General features: G+C 56.7%; 14 protein-coding genes and 1 tRNA gene. 8 read left to right on the top strand and 7 right to left on the bottom strand.

Translation table 11 applies throughout. The features are described 5' to 3' along the window. Positions 1-131 precede the first annotated feature (131 nt). Together ACXAGA_RS04035 and ACXAGA_RS04030 are read left to right on the top strand one after the other, a co-directional pair. Positions 132-1790 carry a peptidoglycan-binding protein gene (locus ACXAGA_RS04035; protein WP_475116240.1) on the top strand — a complete coding sequence of 553 codons (1659 nt, stop codon included), beginning with the start codon at positions 132-134 and terminating at the stop codon, positions 1788-1790. Positions 1791-1876: 86 nt separating this feature from the next. Beyond that, positions 1877-3118: an aminopeptidase gene (locus tag ACXAGA_RS04030; protein ID WP_475116239.1), complete on the top strand. Its 1242-nt coding sequence runs from the start codon at positions 1877-1879 to the stop codon at positions 3116-3118. Positions 3119-3158: 40 nt separating this feature from the next. On the opposite strand, the gene ACXAGA_RS04025 is transcribed toward ACXAGA_RS04030, so the two are convergent. The 3 genes from ACXAGA_RS04025 to ACXAGA_RS04015 all read right to left on the bottom strand — a co-directional run bounded on the left by ACXAGA_RS04025 (position 3159) and on the right by ACXAGA_RS04015 (position 4763). Beyond that, positions 3159-4358, bottom strand: coding sequence for a pre-peptidase C-terminal domain-containing protein (locus ACXAGA_RS04025; protein ID WP_475116238.1), 1200 nt, complete (start codon positions 4356-4358; stop codon positions 3159-3161). Positions 4359-4494: 136 nt separating this feature from the next. Then, on the bottom strand, positions 4495-4620 hold the full coding sequence (gene ykgO, locus ACXAGA_RS04020; protein ID WP_008231708.1) for a type B 50S ribosomal protein L36: 126 nt from the start codon (positions 4618-4620) through the stop codon (positions 4495-4497). A gap of 68 nt (positions 4621-4688) precedes the next feature. Continuing rightward, positions 4689-4763, bottom strand: a tRNA-Val gene (locus ACXAGA_RS04015). Between the two features lie 149 nt (positions 4764-4912). On the opposite strand from ACXAGA_RS04015, the gene ACXAGA_RS04010 reads away from it, so the two are divergent. After that, a complete protein-coding gene (locus ACXAGA_RS04010) occupies positions 4913-5770 on the top strand; it encodes an N-formylglutamate amidohydrolase (RefSeq protein ID WP_475116237.1) in 858 nt (285 codons plus the stop codon). On the opposite strand, the gene ACXAGA_RS04005 is transcribed toward ACXAGA_RS04010, so the two are convergent. Together ACXAGA_RS04005 and ACXAGA_RS04000 are read right to left on the bottom strand one after the other, a co-directional pair. Further along, complete coding sequence (locus ACXAGA_RS04005) at positions 5771-7498, bottom strand: glycosyltransferase family 61 protein (RefSeq protein ID WP_475116236.1); 1728 nt, start codon at positions 7496-7498, stop codon at positions 5771-5773. It lies immediately after the preceding gene. Positions 7499-7573: 75 nt separating this feature from the next. Beyond that, entirely contained in the window at positions 7574-8827 is a 1254-nt protein-coding gene (locus ACXAGA_RS04000) for a DNA polymerase IV (RefSeq protein ID WP_475116235.1), read from the bottom strand. A 45-nt stretch (positions 8828-8872) separates the two neighbouring features. On the opposite strand from ACXAGA_RS04000, the gene ACXAGA_RS03995 reads away from it, so the two are divergent. Beyond that, a complete protein-coding gene (locus ACXAGA_RS03995) occupies positions 8873-9286 on the top strand; it encodes an NUDIX domain-containing protein (protein WP_475116234.1) in 414 nt (137 codons plus the stop codon). 108 nt (positions 9287-9394) lie between these two features. On the opposite strand, the gene ACXAGA_RS03990 is transcribed toward ACXAGA_RS03995, so the two are convergent. After that, on the bottom strand, positions 9395-9595 hold the full coding sequence (locus ACXAGA_RS03990) for an orotidine 5'-phosphate decarboxylase (RefSeq protein WP_475116233.1): 201 nt from the start codon (positions 9593-9595) through the stop codon (positions 9395-9397). A 92-nt stretch (positions 9596-9687) separates the two neighbouring features. Further along, positions 9688-10392: an orotidine-5'-phosphate decarboxylase gene (pyrF, locus tag ACXAGA_RS03985; RefSeq protein ID WP_475116232.1), complete on the bottom strand. Its 705-nt coding sequence runs from the start codon at positions 10390-10392 to the stop codon at positions 9688-9690. A gap of 224 nt (positions 10393-10616) precedes the next feature. Between pyrF and clpB the strand changes: the two genes are divergently transcribed. From clpB to msrQ, 4 genes are all read left to right on the top strand, one after another. Continuing rightward, a complete protein-coding gene (gene clpB, locus ACXAGA_RS03980) occupies positions 10617-13232 on the top strand; it encodes an ATP-dependent chaperone ClpB (RefSeq protein ID WP_475116231.1) in 2616 nt (871 codons plus the stop codon). Between the two features lie 91 nt (positions 13233-13323). Continuing rightward, on the top strand, positions 13324-14823 hold the full coding sequence (locus ACXAGA_RS03975) for an FMN-binding glutamate synthase family protein (protein ID WP_475116230.1): 1500 nt from the start codon (positions 13324-13326) through the stop codon (positions 14821-14823). 57 nt (positions 14824-14880) lie between these two features. Continuing rightward, entirely contained in the window at positions 14881-15774 is an 894-nt protein-coding gene (gene msrP, locus ACXAGA_RS03970) for a protein-methionine-sulfoxide reductase catalytic subunit MsrP (RefSeq protein ID WP_475116229.1), read from the top strand. Then, a complete protein-coding gene (msrQ, locus tag ACXAGA_RS03965; RefSeq protein WP_475116228.1) occupies positions 15774-16379 on the top strand; it encodes a protein-methionine-sulfoxide reductase heme-binding subunit MsrQ in 606 nt (201 codons plus the stop codon). The genes msrP and msrQ overlap by 1 nt, the downstream gene beginning before the upstream one ends. Positions 16380-16671 lie beyond the last annotated feature (292 nt).

Genomic DNA, 16671 nt, shown 5'->3' with positions numbered 1-16671 from the left:
AAACAAATGACAACCCGGCGCGTTGTAACATTCAATAGGGCAAGGTTTCGCCTATGTGATTTGTGTTGTTGGAAACGCAGGTTATCGTCGGAACAGCGCTTTTGCCTACGTGAATAAAATTAGAGGATTCTATGCGCCGTTTTATGATGATGACCACCGCAGCGATTGGTTTGGCTGCGCCTGCCGTTTGGGCCAAAGATGCCGCCCTGATTTTGGGCAACGACAGTTACGAACGATTGGGCCGTGTGGATCGTGCGGATCAAGTCATAGACGCTGCAGACGACATGGAGGCATTGGGGTTTGATGTACACGCCCTGCGCAACGGACGCATGGATGCCACTGTCGAAGCTTTGACCGAATTTGCCGATGTTGCCGAAACAGCGGATCGTATCGTTGTGGTGATGGCGGGCCGCTTTGTCACCGATGGTGGGCGGACGTGGTTTTTGACGTCGGATGCGGATCAGCCGTCTTATTTCGGGACGCCCCAGACCGCCGTATCGGTTGAAAGCGTGTTGCAGGTTTTGGCCCAAGCCCCCGGTCAGGCCGTTTTGATGTTGGGTAGTGATCCGGTCACCGGCACGATGGCCTATCTGTCGCCCACCATCGGTGATCTGGACATCCCCCAAGGCGTGACCGTGTTGCGCGGGCCAGTGCGCGATGTTGCGGGCTATGCCACCGATATTCTGGTGCGCCCCCAATATGATCTGACCAGCAGCACCGGCTATAACATCACGGGCTGGGGGTATATGCCGGATACGCTGGTCGTAATGCCGATGCGCCCCGCTGATGTACCAGCGCCGACCGTACCCCAGGCCGATGATAACGAAGCCGAAGTCGCGATGTGGGAAGGCGCGCGGGCCTTGGACACTGTTGTCGCCTATCGCAGCTATCTGCGCCAATATCCCAACGGGGAATACCGCGCCGAGGCTGAAAGCCTGATCGCGGAAATCGTGAACGAACCAAACCGTGATGCGCGTCTGGCCGAAGAATCGCTATCGCTGTCCCGCGACGAACGCCGCGAAATTCAACGTGATTTGTCGATCTTGGATTATAACACCCGCGGTATTGATGGTATTTTCGGGTCTGGCACCCGCGCGGCCATCACCAATTGGCAGCAGGAAAACGGATTTTCGCAAACGTCCTATTTGACGACCGATCAGATCGCCCGACTGGACGCCCAAGCCGCCCGCCGCGCGGCCGAGCTGGAGGCCGAAGCCGAACGCCGCCGCCAAGAGGCCGAGGCGCTGGATAACACCTATTGGCAGGAAACGGGCGCCAAAGGGGACGAACCGGGCCTGCGCGCCTATCTGGACCGTTACCCCGATGGCATCTTTGCCGAAGTTGCCACCGAACGTCTGGACGCGATCGAGGCTGAAAAACGCCGCGCCGCTGCCGCCGAAGAAGCCGCAGCATGGGATCGCGCCACGGAATCGGACACGGTAGGCGCCTATCAGGATTACCTGTCGATCTACCCCGAAGGCCAATTCGTAAGCGAAGCCCAAGCCGCCATCGCCAATCTGACCCAAGAGGAACAAATCGCCCCCGAGGTCGAGGCCGCCCAAGCCGCCGAGGCTGATTTGGCCCTGAACACGCTAACCCGCCGTCTGGTCGAACTGCGTTTGCAGCAAACTGGGTTCGAACCGGGCGCTGTGGATGGCACTTTTGACGAAGACACCCGCCGCGCGATCCGCCGCTATCAGGCGAATGCGGAAATCGACGGTATGGGTTACCTGAACGAGGCAACGTTGGTCCGATTGCTGGCCGACGCGGTTAACGACATCGCTCAATAAACCAAAGGCCCCCTTTGCGGGGCCTTTTGCTTGACCTTCCTGATTTGATCGCCAGATTTCAGGGTAAGGAACAAAAGGAATTTTCCATGACCCAACCTAATATCGATCCCGTCCTGCTGTCGCGCCTTGCTGATGTTGCGGTGAACGTGGGTCTGAACCTACAGCCCGGTCAGGATCTGGTCATGACCGCTCCGGTCGAGGCGCTGCCGCTGGTGCGTGCAATCGCCGCCAGCGCGTACAAAGCGGGCGCAGGTGTGGTGACGCCGCTGTTGTCAGACGATGAAATCGCCCGCAGCCGTTTCCAGAACGCGCAGGATGACAGTTTCGATAAGGCCGCGAACTGGCTGTACAACGGCATGGCCGAAGCGTTTAACGCTGGATCCGCGCGTCTGGCGATTGCGGGCGGTGACCCGATGGCGCTGGCGAACGAAGACCCCGCCAAAGTGGGCCGCGCAAACAAAGCCAATTCGATTGCCTATAAACCCGCGCTGGAAAAGATCGCGAACTTTGGCATCAACTGGAATATCGTCGCCTATCCGACCCCGGGTTGGGCGCGTCAGGTATTCCCCGACCTGCCAGAGGACGAGGCGATCGCGAAATTGGCCGATGCGATTTTCGCCGCCTCGCGCGTGAAAAACGATGATCCCGTTGCCGCGTGGATCGACCATAACAAAGCGCTGCACGCCCGCAGCAAATGGCTGAACGACGAACGGTTCGATGCGCTGCATTTCACGGGCCACGGCACCGATCTGACCGTTGGGCTGGCCGACGGCCATGAATGGCACGGCGGCGCGTCTCAGGCGCAAAACGGCGTGGTCTGTAACCCCAACATCCCAACCGAAGAGGTGTTCACCACCCCGCACGCCCACCGCGTCAACGGCGTTGTCCGTGCAACCAAACCGCTGTCCTACAACGGAAACCTGATCGAAGAGATCGAGATGAAGTTCGTTGATGGCGTCGCGGTCGAGGCGAAATCGTCCAAAGGCCAGACCGTTCTGACGAACATGGTCGACAGCGACGAAGGCGCCCGCCGTCTGGGCGAGGTCGCGCTGGTGCCGCATAGTTCGCCGATCTCGCAGTCTGGCCTGCTGTTCTACAACACATTGTTCGATGAAAACGCAGCCTGCCACATCGCGATGGGCCAGTGTTATTCGAAATGTTTCCTAGATGGCGCATCCCTGACCGAAGAACAGGTCGTAGCCCAAGGTGGCAACGCATCGATGATCCACGTCGATTGGATGATCGGCGGTCCTGAAACGGACATCGACGGTATCCGCGCAGATGGCAGCCGCGTGCCTGTGTTCCGCAAAGGCGAATGGGCCAACTAATCACAAAAAGAAAAGGCCCCCGATTTCGGGGGCCTTTGTTTTATTTGGCTGGGATAAATCGTTCTAGGATCATCCGTACAGGGGATGTGCCGTCGTTATATTCGCCGACACCCAGCGTGTAGGTTCCTGCCGATACACGGGCGGCCAGAACGGGGTCCAATTCATTTGTGTCATCGTTATAGGCAACTTCGCGACCGAAATCGTCGAATAGGATCAGATACGGATCGCCCATACCGTTCAGGGATACCGCTTCGACGACGATTGCGCCCGCTTCGGCGATATCAAGGCTGTACCATGTCACGGTGGGCCCGTTCTGTAGATCGACGCGCTGACGATTCTGTAGCTGGCCCAGATCTGTCACAGGATAGCTGCCGTCCAGTGGTGGGGCAGCCTCGCCACGGTCATACATGGCGCGCATGGCCTCTTCTTCGGTCAGGGTTTCCAGCATCACGGTAATCGGCTGGCTGGCGTCGCTTAGGGCGTCAACTTCGACGCAGTAATCGCCGGCATCCAGCGGATAGGTGATTTCGATTCGGGAATTCAGATCGTCCCAATCGTCATTTTCATCGATGTAGTTCCCGTTCCCATCATACAGCGTGATGTAGGGGTCCGCAGAGGGATTGGTCGCGGTCAACGTCAGCGCCCGAGGTTCGGTCAACGTAAACCGATAGGCGTTGATATCGCCAATGGTTGCCGTGCTGGGCAGTTCATCGACCAGTTCATCATTCGGTAGCGGGCCAAAACATGCGCCGCCGCCTGTGTCATTGCCGGGCACGTAACCAGCGGTAAGCGGTTCATGTTCCAGACGGCCCACGCGAACAAACGCGGTCATCGGTGCAGAATCGTAGCTGCGCAGGGCCACGCAGTAGGTGCCGCTATCCAGCGTGAGTTCAGAACGGGACGAAACGCCGCCACCCGAATCGTCGTCGGTGGCGACCAGATACCCAGCGCTGTCATAAATTTCGATCATCGGATCGCCCGATCCGCGGCCTTCAGCTTCGATTCGGGTCGGTGTCGTGTCGGACAGGGTAAACAACGCAATGTATTCGTTTGACCCCATGACCAACGCCATTTGTTCAGCATAGTCAGGCGATGTGGTCAGGTCAGAGAACGCTTCGGTGCCGCCGATCCATTGCCCAGAGGAGCCGATGCCCGCACAGTATTCTTGGGCAAAGCTAGCACCAGCGCTGCCCACGCATATCGCTGCCGCTAATGGCAGACGTTTTAAAATGGTGGTCATGACAATTCCTCCGACAGGTAACAACTTGGGTTAATCCTATCGGCAAGATCGGGGTGCTGGCTAGCTTTGGATCGTTCGATCCAAAAGAAAAAGGCCGCATCCTTGCGGAGCGGCCCCTAATCTTATCTGCTTCAAATTAGCCCTGACGAGCTTTGAAGCGACGCTGTGTCTTGTTGATAACATAGACACGGCCCTTACGGCGCACAATGCGGCAATCGCGGTGGCGCTGCTTGAGCGAGCGGAGCGAGTTGCGAACTTTCATTGTTCATCTCCTATTCGCGGCGCGGCGATTGCGCCTGTTGCGTTTCAGCCCAAAGGCCAGTGAATTCGTGGTGGGCGGTACTGGGATCGAACCAGTGGCCACTACGATGTCAACGTAGTGCTCTACCGCTGAGCTAACCGCCCACAGCCAACTTGTTTACCATCGCCTTGAATAAACAAGACGCGGCAAAGCGCGTCGGGTGAGCGGCTCTATAAAAGGAGTCGGAGCGGTGTTCAAGGGCTTTTGCCAAAACAGATTCACGCGCTATTGTTTTTTTATACAAGGAGCCCCCATGACTGAAACGCCTTTTACCCTTACGCGGCCCACAGAACGGACCACTTCGGTTGTTTTTGCGTCGCCGCACAGCGGAAATCATTACGCGCCATGGCTAAGGGAAAATGTTGTTTTAGACGCGCATGCGATTCGCACATCCGAAGATGCCTTTGTAGATCAATTGTTTGCATCTGCGCCCGATCATGGCGCGCCGTTGCTATCTGCGCGCATTCCCCGCGCGATCGTTGATTTGAATCGCGGCGTGGATGAATTGGACCCCGCCCTGATCGAAGGTGTGCGGCGTAACGTCCACAATCCGCGTATCGTGTCCGGGCTGGGCGTGATTCCCCGCGTAGTTGCGGGGGGGCGTGCGATTTATCGTGGAAAATTGTCACTGACCGAAGCGCATGATCGGTTGAAAACATATTGGCACCCTTATCACGATCAGTTGCAGGCTTTGCTGGATGAAAACACCCGTCAGTTTGGTCAGGCCATCTTGATTGATTGCCATTCCATGCCGCGCGAAGCTCTTGATTCGGCGCGGGCGCAGTCGGAACGACCTGAAATCGTGATCGGAGATCGATTTGGGGCCTCGGCTTCCAAAGATATCGTGGATCAAGTCGCCACGGCATTTCGTGGTGCAGGGTTTCGGGTCGCCCATAATTCGCCCTTTGCCGGTGCCTACAGCACGATTGCATACGGTCGCCCTGCGCGCTCTCAGCATGCGATCCAGGTTGAAATTGATCGGTCCCTTTACATGAATGAACAGGCCATCGAACCGCACCTGCATTTTGACAGGTTCCGCGACCGAATAGCTGGTGTGATCAAGGTGTTGGCGCAGATCGGGGCCCAAGAACAGCCAGTGGCGGCGGAATAATCAGGCCTGTTCCAGACGATCAAACCAGCGAATTTTTTTCCGGAATGCGTCATGCCGCTGCGGAAACCTCTGGCGGTGTTCGGCGACCAATGCAGGTGCCAATTCCAATTGGTCGGTCCTGCGACATAGCCAAATCAGACGTTCCAGTGATGCGGGTTTGCTTTGGTCAATCAGCCAGATCGCAGACAGCATTTTGAACGTTTTGTCTGGCAGATCTAGTTCCGTACACATCCTTACGTACATGCGCATCAGATCCAAATCGCCCTGAACCTGATTGTCGTACTGTTCCATCAGGCCGATGGCGGCGGCGAATTTTCCGGTTTTGTCCAAAACCTCTAGGTTCTGTAACAGCCGTTTGCGTCCGATTTTTTCTGGATAGGCGCCGATAATGCAGGCGATGAAATCGACGATTGTTTTTATGGCGTTCGGGGTGACCGACACCGCAATATGCCCATCCTTGTCAAAGTTCGGGATGATTTCAGGGGTCGCCCAATCCATGTCGGCGAAAAAGGTCGTGTATTGGGCTTTGGCTGCGTGCGCCAAAGGAAAGAAATCCGCCCATCGCACCATGGCCGTTTGGGGCGTGCCTATTTCGATGACTTGGGTGTTTGGCCCTGCAAACAGCATGTTCGCAAATGCCGCGCCGTGATGCGACGCCATGACGTCGGCATTGGCCATCAGGGCGATTTGTTCCAGCGGCGAATACTGTTCGAATAGAATCGACTGGAACCCCAGCTTTTCTAGTTCGGTTATCAACGCCTCTTCGTTTTTCATCATGCGGGCGCGTGGCGAAGACGGATCGCGCGTGACCCAGAACCGTTTCGGCAAATGCGATACGTCCATCCCGTTGATCGCGTTCAGCGCGCGTTCGCGCAATTTCACCAGCAGAGTGTTAAAGGCGTTCAGGTCCAGAATGCGGCGCGCGGTGCGGGCGGTGGAATTGTTCAACCATTTTTGCCCTGTGGGAATCAGCGGCGAAATGGATGGTACGATGCGATCTGGTGCGACGGCGTGATAATGATCCCAGGCGAAATCAATGACGGCCTGCGGGAGATTTAGCGGGGATTTCACGAATTCGACTCGATCCGCGATTTCTGGAAACAGCGCATCGATCAGGCGTTTGGGAAATCCTGAAACCTGTTCGCCTTTGTAGCAGATATAGATCGGGCCAGTATGACCGATATCGATCGGGATCTGCAGACGCGGCAGGGTTTCGGTCAAAAAGTGGTAATAGTTGTGTAGGTTTCGTGCGTCGATCACATAGGGCAAAGAACGATAGTCGCCATCATACTGCGCCAATGGCTGCATGGCACTATCGGGGCCTTGAAACTGTGATAGGTATGCGTCGGTCTGGGTGTCGACTTCGATCGGATCGGATGAAGATCGCCAAACGCTGCGGTTTCGGACGCGCGCACCGCCTGCACCCGACAGCAACCATTTCCCATTGACGCCCATGCAGTTTTTGACGACCGACAGGTTTTGCGCAACGGCAGGGATGCTGTTGAATTCTATGGTTGATTCAAAAACCCGCGACCGCGTGGCCTGATCGATGACGATATCGACTGTTTGATTATGGGTGTCATAGGCGCTGATGGAATACCCAGCGATATTCGCCCGCTGTGCAGGCCGCCAAACCCATTCATTGGGCCGCAAAACGGCTAACCCTGAATCGACTCCAGGGATAAAGAACAGCTCTTGCGGCGGTAGATTATAATTGATCGTCGTCACGGGTTTCACAGCCTAATTTTGACCGCTGAATGTGGAAATTTCCAGCGCCAAGTTCTGCTTCGGTTGATTTTCGCTCTACCGTAGGGCGCGTCCCTTGATAATCGCCTTAGACCCGAATTTTTCGCGAATTTTATCGGCGGCCCGTTCTGCATCCGCCCGTTTGGATGCGTTCGGGTCCAGTAAATCGCCTTCTAGGTCGGCTTGGGTTTCTGGGACGATGTCCGATATGCCGACCCCGATCAATCGATACGGCCCGCTATCCCCCGCTGCATCAAACATCGCGCGCGCACGGCGATAGATCGTGTCAGCCATCTGGGTCGGCTGGTGCAGGGTTTGGCGGCGCGTGATTGTTTTGAATTTTGCGGTTTTTAGTTTCAGGGTCACAACGCGCCCCGCTTTGGCTTTGGCTTTGGCGCGGCTGCTGACCTGTTCGGCCAGTCGCCAGATATGGCCGTCCAACACGTCAGGATCACTGGTATCTTCAAAGAATGTCGTTTCCTTTGAAATGCTTTTGACCGGAGCATTCGGGGATACACGGCGGCGATCTTGGCCGCGGGCCAGATGCCATAGGCGATCACCCATGTGTCCGAACCGTTCCGTCAATTGATCCAAATCCCAGCGGTGCAAATCCGCGACGGTGTGAATGCCCGCCCGTTCCAGCGCGTCCTGAGTCGCAGGGCCGATGCCCCAGAAAATCCGCACAGGTTTGGGGCGCAGGAAATCAACCGTTTCGGCGCGCCCGATGACGGAAAACCCGCGTGGTTTGTCCAGATCTGATGCGACCTTGGCCAGAAATTTGTTATGCGACAGCCCGATGGACCCCGTCAGGCCCAATTCGTCTTTCATCCGTTTGACCAGCCGCGCCAGCATTACGGCGGGCGGTGCGCCGTGCAGGCGCTGCGTGCCGGTCAGGTCAATGAATGCTTCGTCCAGCGACAAAGGTTCGATTTGCGGCGACAGTTCGTCCATCAATGCGCGCACGGCGCGGGATGCTTCGGCGTAGGCCTCCATTCGGGGGCGGACGATCACGGCGTCGGGGCATAATTTTGTGGCCTGAAACATCGGCATCGCGGACCGCACGCCGCGGATACGGGCAATATAGCAGGCCGTAGAAACCACGCCGCGTTTGCCGCCGCCGATAATCACAGGTTTGTCGCGCAATTCAGGGTTGTCGCGTTTTTCCACACTGGCATAAAACGCGTCGCAATCCATATGTGCGATAGACAAATCCCACAGTTCGTCATGCACTACGACACGCGGCGACCGGCAGGCGGGGCACCGCGCGCCAGCGTCAAATTGATGTAGGCAATCTTTACATAAGGCGGGCATCGGGGCACTTCGTCATTACGGGGCGATAATACCAAAAGGACGGCTATGTACGACCAAGATTTTGATGGTGCAAAATGTGCGATCTTGCGCCGTGGTCATGTGCTGACGATTTTGCGTGATGATCGCGATGATATTGTCTGGCCGAATTATTGGGATCTGCCCGGCGGCGGGCGTCAAGGCGCAGAAACACCATTTGAAACCGTCGCGCGCGAAACATTCGAAGAGGTCGGTGTGACCTTACCCGAACAGCGCGTGTTCTATTCGGTCCGCCAAATCAATGACCTTGGCCTGCCCGTCTATTTTTTCGCCGCGTTATGGGGCAGTTTGGCCGATGAGGATATCAACTTTGGCACCGAAGGCCAGCGATGGGAATTCATGCCGATCGAAGTGTTTCTAGAGCATACCTATGTCATTCCGCAGCTGAAAACGCGCCTTAGGCTTGCGCTGACGACCCTATAAAAAACCCCCGACGCGGGGAGGCGTCAGGGGCAGGAGGGTAGCTGATCGGCAAAGGACAAAGTCAATCAGCTGGAACCGAAGCGGAGGGACAGCCGTTCGGGATGCAAATTAGTGATGTTTCGGGGTGTCGGACATGCGCAGCGCCTGACAGGCCAATCCAAAACGGACCTGTTCGACGTCCATTTCGCGTGGAGCGCTCATTTGACATGGGTAGCGGAACACATGGTCTCCGCGGTGGACGTCAACGCGAGCTTCGAAATTGCCGGTGGCGTCGTTGTAACGAATTTGGCCGAAAGAGATGTTAGGCATCCAAGGGACCTTTCTAAGCAGCAGTTACCTATACAACTGCAAACTTCGGTCCAAGTTCCCTTGGGTGCGTAAAAATTGTAAATAAAGTCGTTTTAGTTGACTTTGGCCGACTGGATTTCGGCGATCACGGCACGGGCCGCTGCCGCAGGATCGCTGTGTTGCCAGATCGGGCGGCCAACAACCACGTGGTCGGCGCCATTCACGATCGCCTCGGCTGGGGTCATAACGCGTTTCTGGTCACCCAGCGCGGCACCGGCAGGGCGCACACCAGGGGTGACGATCAATTTGCCTGCGGCTTCGGGCAGGGCGCGGATCATGGCGGCTTCGTGTGGGGATGCGATAACGCCATCCGCGCCAGCCTCTAGCGCGCGGGCCGCGCGTTCGGTCACCAGTTCGGCAACGGTGCCGTCTTTGTAGCAAGACGCATCCAGATCGGCGCGGTCCAGCGACGTCAGAACGGTGACAGCCAGAATTTTCAGGTCTTTGCCGCCTGCGCCTTCTTTGGCGGCGCGCACAACGTGGGGGTCGCCGTGGACGGTCAGGAAATCCAGATCGTATTGGGCAATGCCGCGCACCGCGTTTTCGACCGTCGCGCCGATGTCGAAAAATTTCATGTCCAGAAACACGCGTTTACCGCGTTCTTGTTTCAGTTCATTGGCCAACGCCAGACCGCCGCCTGTCAGCATGCCCAGACCGATTTTATAGAAAGAAACGCTATCACCCAGACGATCGGCAAGGTCCAAACCTTGGACAACATTGGGGACATCTAGGGCTACAATCAAACGGTCGTCGGACATGGGGCAATCCTTTTTTGGCTGAGTCGCACCCACATGCGCGGGCGGCCGGTAACTGTCAAGGAAACAGGTCAAATCGGTGTCTGATTTATTAACATAATTCTGGAATTCAGGGACTTGCAGAGGTTTAAATCCATCCCCATCTAAATCTCGAGGCCTCGTAACAGGGACGTGCCGCAAGGGCGGGCGTTTTGACCGTGAGGCGCTTAGGTAAAAAGGAGAGACCGATGAACATGGAGAAGTTCACGGAACGTGCACGCGGTTTCATTCAGGCCGCACAAACAATTGCGATGCGCGAAAGCCATCAACGGCTGACGCCAGAACACCTGCTAAAGGCGCTGATGGATGACGATCAGGGTCTGGCGGCAAATCTAATCAATCAATCAGGTGGTGACGCCGCCCGCGTGATCGAAGCGGTCGATCTGGCCGTGAATAAAATCGCCAAAGTATCTGGCGATGCTGGTCAGACCTATCTGGACCAGACCACAGGCCGCGTTCTGGCCGAGGCGGAAAAGCTGGCGGAAAAAGCTGGCGATAGTTTCGTACCCGTCGAACGCCTGCTGATGGCGCTGGCGATGGTGAAATCCCCCGCCAAAGACGCGCTAGATGCTGGCCGCGTGACGGCGCAGGGCCTGAACATGGCGATCAACAACATCCGCAAAGGCCGCACCGCCGACAGCGCGAATGCCGAAGAAGGCTATGACGCGTTGAAAAAATATGCGCGCGACCTGACCGAAGCCGCCGAACAAGGCAAGATTGACCCGATCATTGGCCGTGACGAAGAAATCCGCCGCGCCATGCAGGTTCTATCGCGCCGTACCAAAAACAACCCCGTTCTGATCGGTGAACCCGGCGTTGGTAAAACCGCCATCGCCGAAGGCTTGGCCCTGCGGATCATCAACGGTGACGTGCCTGAATCGTTGCGCAACAAACGTCTGCTTGCGTTGGATATGGGTGCGCTGATCGCCGGTGCGAAATACCGCGGCGAGTTTGAGGAGCGCCTAAAGGCGATCCTGAAAGAGATCGAAGCGGCCGCTGGTGAAATCATTCTGTTCATCGACGAAATGCACACGCTGGTCGGTGCGGGTAAATCGGACGGCGCGATGGATGCGGCGAACCTGATCAAACCTGCGCTGGCGCGGGGCGAATTGCACTGCGTTGGTGCGACGACATTGGACGAATACCGCAAATACGTTGAAAAAGACGCGGCGCTGGCCCGTCGTTTCCAGCCTATTCAGGTGTCCGAACCAACGGTCGAAGATACGATTTCCATCCTGCGCGGGATTAAAGAAAAATACGAACTTCACCACGGGGTCCGCATTTCCGACAGCGCGCTGGTGGCTGCATCGACGCTATCGCACCGTTATATCACCGACCGTTTCCTGCCTGACAAAGCGATCGACCTCGTGGACGAAGCCGCAAGCCGTCTGCGCATGGAAGTCGACAGCAAGCCAGAGGAATTGGACGCGCTGGACCGCCAGATCCTGCAAATGCAGATCGAAGCAGAGGCCCTAAAGAAAGAGGACGACGACGCATCCAAGGATCGTTTGGTTAAACTGGAACAGGAACTGTCCGACCTTCAGGAAAAGGCCGATGTGATGACCGCCAAATGGCAGTCGGAACGCGACAAACTAGAGGGCGCGCGGGTCATCAAAGAAAAGCTGGACAAGGCACGCGCCGATTTGGAAATCGCCAAACGCGAAGGCAACTTGGCCAAAGCGGGCGAACTGTCCTACGGCGTGATCCCCACGCTGGAACGCGAAGTGGCCGAGGCAGAGGCGCATGAGGGCGAACAGATGGTCGAAGAGGCCGTTCGCCCAGAACAAATCGCCGAAGTCGTCGAACGGTGGACGGGCATTCCAACCAGCAAAATGCTGGAAGGTGAACGCGAAAAACTGCTGCGGATGGAGGACGGCCTGCATAAACGCGTGATCGGCCAGAATGCAGCGGTGCGTGCAGTGGCCAACGCGGTGCGCCGTGCCCGTGCGGGTCTGAACGATGAAAACCGCCCGCTTGGGTCGTTTCTGTTCCTCGGGCCAACGGGTGTTGGTAAAACCGAATTGACCAAAGCGGTTGCCGAATTCCTGTTCGACGATGACAGCGCGATGGTTCGGATCGACATGTCCGAATTCATGGAAAAACACGCGGTTTCGCGTCTGATCGGTGCGCCTCCGGGCTATGTCGGTTACGACGAAGGCGGCGTGCTGACCGAAGCGGTTCGTCGTCGTCCATATCAGGTTGTCCTGTTCGACGAGGTCGAAAAGGCCCACCCAGATGTGTTCAACGTGTTGCTGCAGGTTCTGGACGATGGTGTTCTGACCGATGGTCAGGGACGCACGGTCGATTTCAAACAGACGTTGATCATTCTGACGTCGAACTTGGGCGCCCAAGCGCTCAGCCAGTTGCCTGACGGCGCTGACAGTGGTTCGGCTAAACGCGATGTGATGGATGCGGTGCGGGCGCATTTCCGCCCTGAATTCCTGAACCGTCTGGATGAAACGATCATCTTTGATCGTCTGGGCCGTGCGGACATGGACGGCATCGTCGATATCCAGCTGGCACGCCTGCAAAAACGTCTGGCTGGTCGGAACATTTCGATCGAACTGGACGAAGGTGCGCATAAATGGCTGGCCGACGAAGGGTACGATCCTGTGTTCGGTGCCCGTCCGCTGAAACGCGTGATCCAAACCGCGCTACAGAACCAGTTGGCGGAAATGCTGCTGGCGGGGGATGTCAAAGATGGGGATACGATCACCATCTCGGCGGGCTCTGACGGGTTGATCATCGGGGACCGCGTGGGCGGGACAAATCGGCCCAAACCAGATGATGCGGTTGTGCACTAATTACGAAACAGCGGCGGGCAATTTGTCCGCCGTTTGTTTACTTAACCGTCGTACGTGTTAGGTCCGGTATACATCGGCGACGGGGGTACAAATGTTTTCGCAATTCACGAACCAGTTTTTCGAATGGTTGGCATTGGCATTTATCGTGGCGCTGGGCGTCGCGGTGTTGGCGCTGATCGTTTTGTTTGTGATCGACCGCACCCAAACGGGCGATGCGATCCGCCGCAATTACCCTGTCATCGGGCGGTTCCGTCATTTGTTCACGACCTTGGGCGAATTTTTCCGTCAGTATTTCTTTGCCATGGATCGCGAAGAAATGCCGTTCAACCGTGCGCAGCGCGATTGGGTGCATCACGCCTCCGAAGGCCACAGCAACACCATCGCATTTGGGTCGACTCGTAACCTGACCCTGCCTGGCACCCCGATTTTCATCAACGCGGCGTTTCCCCCGTTGGATGAACAATCCGCCAAAACCGAAAGCCTGTTGATCGGCCCGACGGCGGCGAAACCCTATTTGGCCCCGTCGATTTTCAACATCTCGGGCATGAGCTATGGCGCGATTTCCAAACCTGCGGTTCAGGCGCTGTCCAAAGGGGCTAAAGCCGCGAACATCTGGATCAACACGGGCGAAGGTGGTCTGTCCCCCTTTCACCTAGAGGCAGGTTGCGACATCGTTTTCCAGATGGGCACCGCCAAATACGGCGTGCGCGGCCCTGACGGGACGCTGGATGACGCAAAGCTGCGCAAAATCGCGATGCATGACAGCGTCAAGATGATTGAAATCAAACTGGCCCAAGGCGCCAAACCGGGCAAAGGCGGCATTCTGCCCGCGTCCAAAATCACGCCTGAAATCGCCGAAATTCGCGGGATCGAAATGGGCAAAGACAGCCTATCGCCGAACCGCCATCAAGAAGTCGACGACTGGAACGACCTGCTGGATTTCATCTGCCATGTCCGCGACGTGTCGGGCCTGCCCACTGGTATCAAAACCGTGGCCGGCGAACGCGGTGCGTTTCGTGAATTGTTTGACCTGATCAACAAACGCGGGCCCGATTGTGCCCCCGATTTTATCACTTTGGACGGGGGCGAAGGCGGCACAGGCGCGTCCCCGATGCCTTTGATGGATCACGTCGGTATGTCCATCCGCGAAGCATTGCCCATCGTGTCCGCCTTGCGTGACAGTGCAGGCCTAAAGGATCGCATCCGCCTGATCGCCAGCGCCAAAATGGTGACCCCCGCTGATGTGGCGTGGGCTGTCTGCGCGGGTGCGGATTTTGTGACGGCCGCGCGCGGTTTCATGTTTTCGCTGGGCTGCATTCAGGCGCTGAAGTGTAACAAAAACACCTGCCCGACAGGGATCACGACCCACGATCCACGTCTGCAAAAAGGTCTGGTTGCCGAAGAAAAATGGAAACGCGTTCGCAACTATGCGCAAAACATGGTGCACGACGTGGAAACCATCGCGCATTCCGTCGGCGTCAGCGAGCCGCGCAAAATGCGCCGCCGCCATGTGCGGATCGTGCAACCCGATGGAACGTCTATCCCGCTGAATGAATTGTTCGACCGTTACAGCCACCCAACGGCATCGTGACGCGCTGTAACCGGAAATCGCTCTATATACTGATCAAAGCAATTTCCGGAGGAACCAATGGCCTATCGCTGGAAGAACGATTTAAGCCGCGCTGACGTCACCCCAAAACCGCTGTGGCTGAACCGCCGCCAAATCATCGCTGGCGCTGCGGGCGTCGGTCTGGTCGGATCGTCTGCCTATGCGCAGGACGCTCTGACCCCGAACAGCAAATCCGACATCGAAAGTTACAATAACTTTTATGAATTCGGCACAGGGAAAGAGGATCCCGCGCGTAATGCGGGAAAACTGGATACATCCAACTGGACGATCACCGTGGATGGTCTGGTCGATAACCCCGGCGAATACAGCCTGAACGATCTGATCGGCGGCCTAACGGTCGAAGAACGCATTTACCGTTTCCGCTGCGTGGAGGCGTGGTCGATGGTCGTTCCATGGAACGGTATCGAACTGGCCGATATTCTGGACCGCGTCGGCGTCCAGTCGGGCGCGAAATACGTGGCCTTTGAAACGGTCGTACAGCCTGAAAACATGATCGGCGTTCAGCGCAACGTGATTCCGTTCCCTTATGTCGAAGGTCTGCGCCTAGACGAAGCCCGCCATCCGCTGACGATCCTTGCCACAGGTATCTATGGTGAGCCGATGGCAAATCAGAACGGCGCACCGATCCGATTGGTTGTGCCGTGGAAATACGGGTTCAAATCGATCAAATCGATCGTCCGCATTTCGCTGGTCGATGAACAGCCGCCATCGACGTGGAACCTGATCAACGCGCGCGAATACGGGTTCTATAGTAATGTGAACCCGAACGTGTCCCACCCCCGTTGGAGCCAAGCCACCGAACGCAAGATCGGCGGCGGTCTGTTTGCAGCGCGTCAGGATACCCTGATGTTCAACGGCTATGACGAAGTGGCTGGCCTCTACGAAGGCATGGATTTGGCGACCTTTTACTGATGATAGCTGATCGCATAAACCGCGCCACGCGCCGCATTCCCGCTTGGCCTATATATATAGTGGCGGCTTTGATCGCTGGGTTCCAATTCTACCAAGGCCTCACTGGAGCCTTGGGGCCGGAACCGATCAACGCGCTGGAACGTGAATACGGCGAACTGGCGCTCAAACTGCTGATCTTAGGGTTGGTCATTACGCCGCTGCGAACCTATGCGGGCGTGAACCTGATCAAATACCGCCGTGCGATTGGCCTATCGGCGTTTTTCTTTGCCGCCGCGCATTTGGCTGTATGGATATTCCTAGACGTGCGGGCGTGGTCCCGCGTGATCGAGGAAATCATAAAGCGTCCCTATGTGACCATCGGTATGGCGGCGTTCGTGCTGTTGATTCCTTTGGCAGTCACATCGAACAACGCCAGCATGCGCGCGCTGGGTGCCAAATGGCGCAAACTGCACAAACTGACATACCCGGCGGTCCTGTTGGGCGGCATACATTATGTTTGGCTGGTCAAAGGATGGCCTGCAGAGCCGTTTATATACCTCGCAGTGATCATCGCGCTGTTGGTTGTCCGTTTCAAACCCGTGCGATTCCGCCGCGCCAAGGCATAGATTCTGACCGAATTTGCGCCTTTGGTACGTAGGCCTACGCCCACAGATGCTGCACCTGCATCTGTGGGGTAATAAATAGAATAAAAAACCGTTCAAAACTTGGCTTAAATTTCGCAAACCTATGAAAACACGCGTTTTTTCGGGTTTTTCAAAGTTTTTTCGAATTTCTGTATTTTTCGCCTTGCGCCCATGCTGCGCTGGCCTTAGAACCCCCTTCACCGGCGGCGCTGAGGCGCGGTTGGGACTTCTGAAGCAGGACGGGCGGGGCGCGCCGATAAGTTAGGGCGCAGCT

This window comes from Marivivens sp. ABH4_498, assembly GCF_056160585.1.
The sequence above is the reverse complement of the archived record's forward strand: the minus strand, read 5'-3'. Positions and strand labels throughout refer to the sequence as shown.

Bases quoted from the DNA above. Each gene is read 5' to 3' on its own strand.
- ACXAGA_RS04035 (WP_475116240.1), top strand. From the start codon at position 132: ATGCGCCGTTTTATGATGATGACCACCGCAGCGATTGGTTTGGCTGCG.
- ACXAGA_RS04030 (WP_475116239.1), top strand. From the start codon at position 1,877: ATGACCCAACCTAATATCGATCCCGTCCTGCTGTCGCGCCTTGCTGAT.
- ACXAGA_RS04025 (WP_475116238.1), bottom strand. From the start codon at position 4,358: ATGACCACCATTTTAAAACGTCTGCCATTAGCGGCAGCGATATGCGTG.
- ykgO (WP_008231708.1), bottom strand. From the start codon at position 4,620: ATGAAAGTTCGCAACTCGCTCCGCTCGCTCAAGCAGCGCCACCGCGAT.
- ACXAGA_RS04010 (WP_475116237.1), top strand. From the start codon at position 4,913: ATGACTGAAACGCCTTTTACCCTTACGCGGCCCACAGAACGGACCACT.
- ACXAGA_RS04000 (WP_475116235.1), bottom strand. From the start codon at position 8,827: ATGCCCGCCTTATGTAAAGATTGCCTACATCAATTTGACGCTGGCGCG.
- ACXAGA_RS03995 (WP_475116234.1), top strand. From the start codon at position 8,873: ATGTACGACCAAGATTTTGATGGTGCAAAATGTGCGATCTTGCGCCGT.
- ACXAGA_RS03990 (WP_475116233.1), bottom strand. From the start codon at position 9,595: ATGCCTAACATCTCTTTCGGCCAAATTCGTTACAACGACGCCACCGGC.
- pyrF (WP_475116232.1), bottom strand. From the start codon at position 10,392: ATGTCCGACGACCGTTTGATTGTAGCCCTAGATGTCCCCAATGTTGTC.
- clpB (WP_475116231.1), top strand. From the start codon at position 10,617: ATGAACATGGAGAAGTTCACGGAACGTGCACGCGGTTTCATTCAGGCC.
- ACXAGA_RS03975 (WP_475116230.1), top strand. From the start codon at position 13,324: ATGTTTTCGCAATTCACGAACCAGTTTTTCGAATGGTTGGCATTGGCA.
- msrP (WP_475116229.1), top strand. From the start codon at position 14,881: ATGGCCTATCGCTGGAAGAACGATTTAAGCCGCGCTGACGTCACCCCA.
- msrQ (WP_475116228.1), top strand. From the start codon at position 15,774: ATGATAGCTGATCGCATAAACCGCGCCACGCGCCGCATTCCCGCTTGG.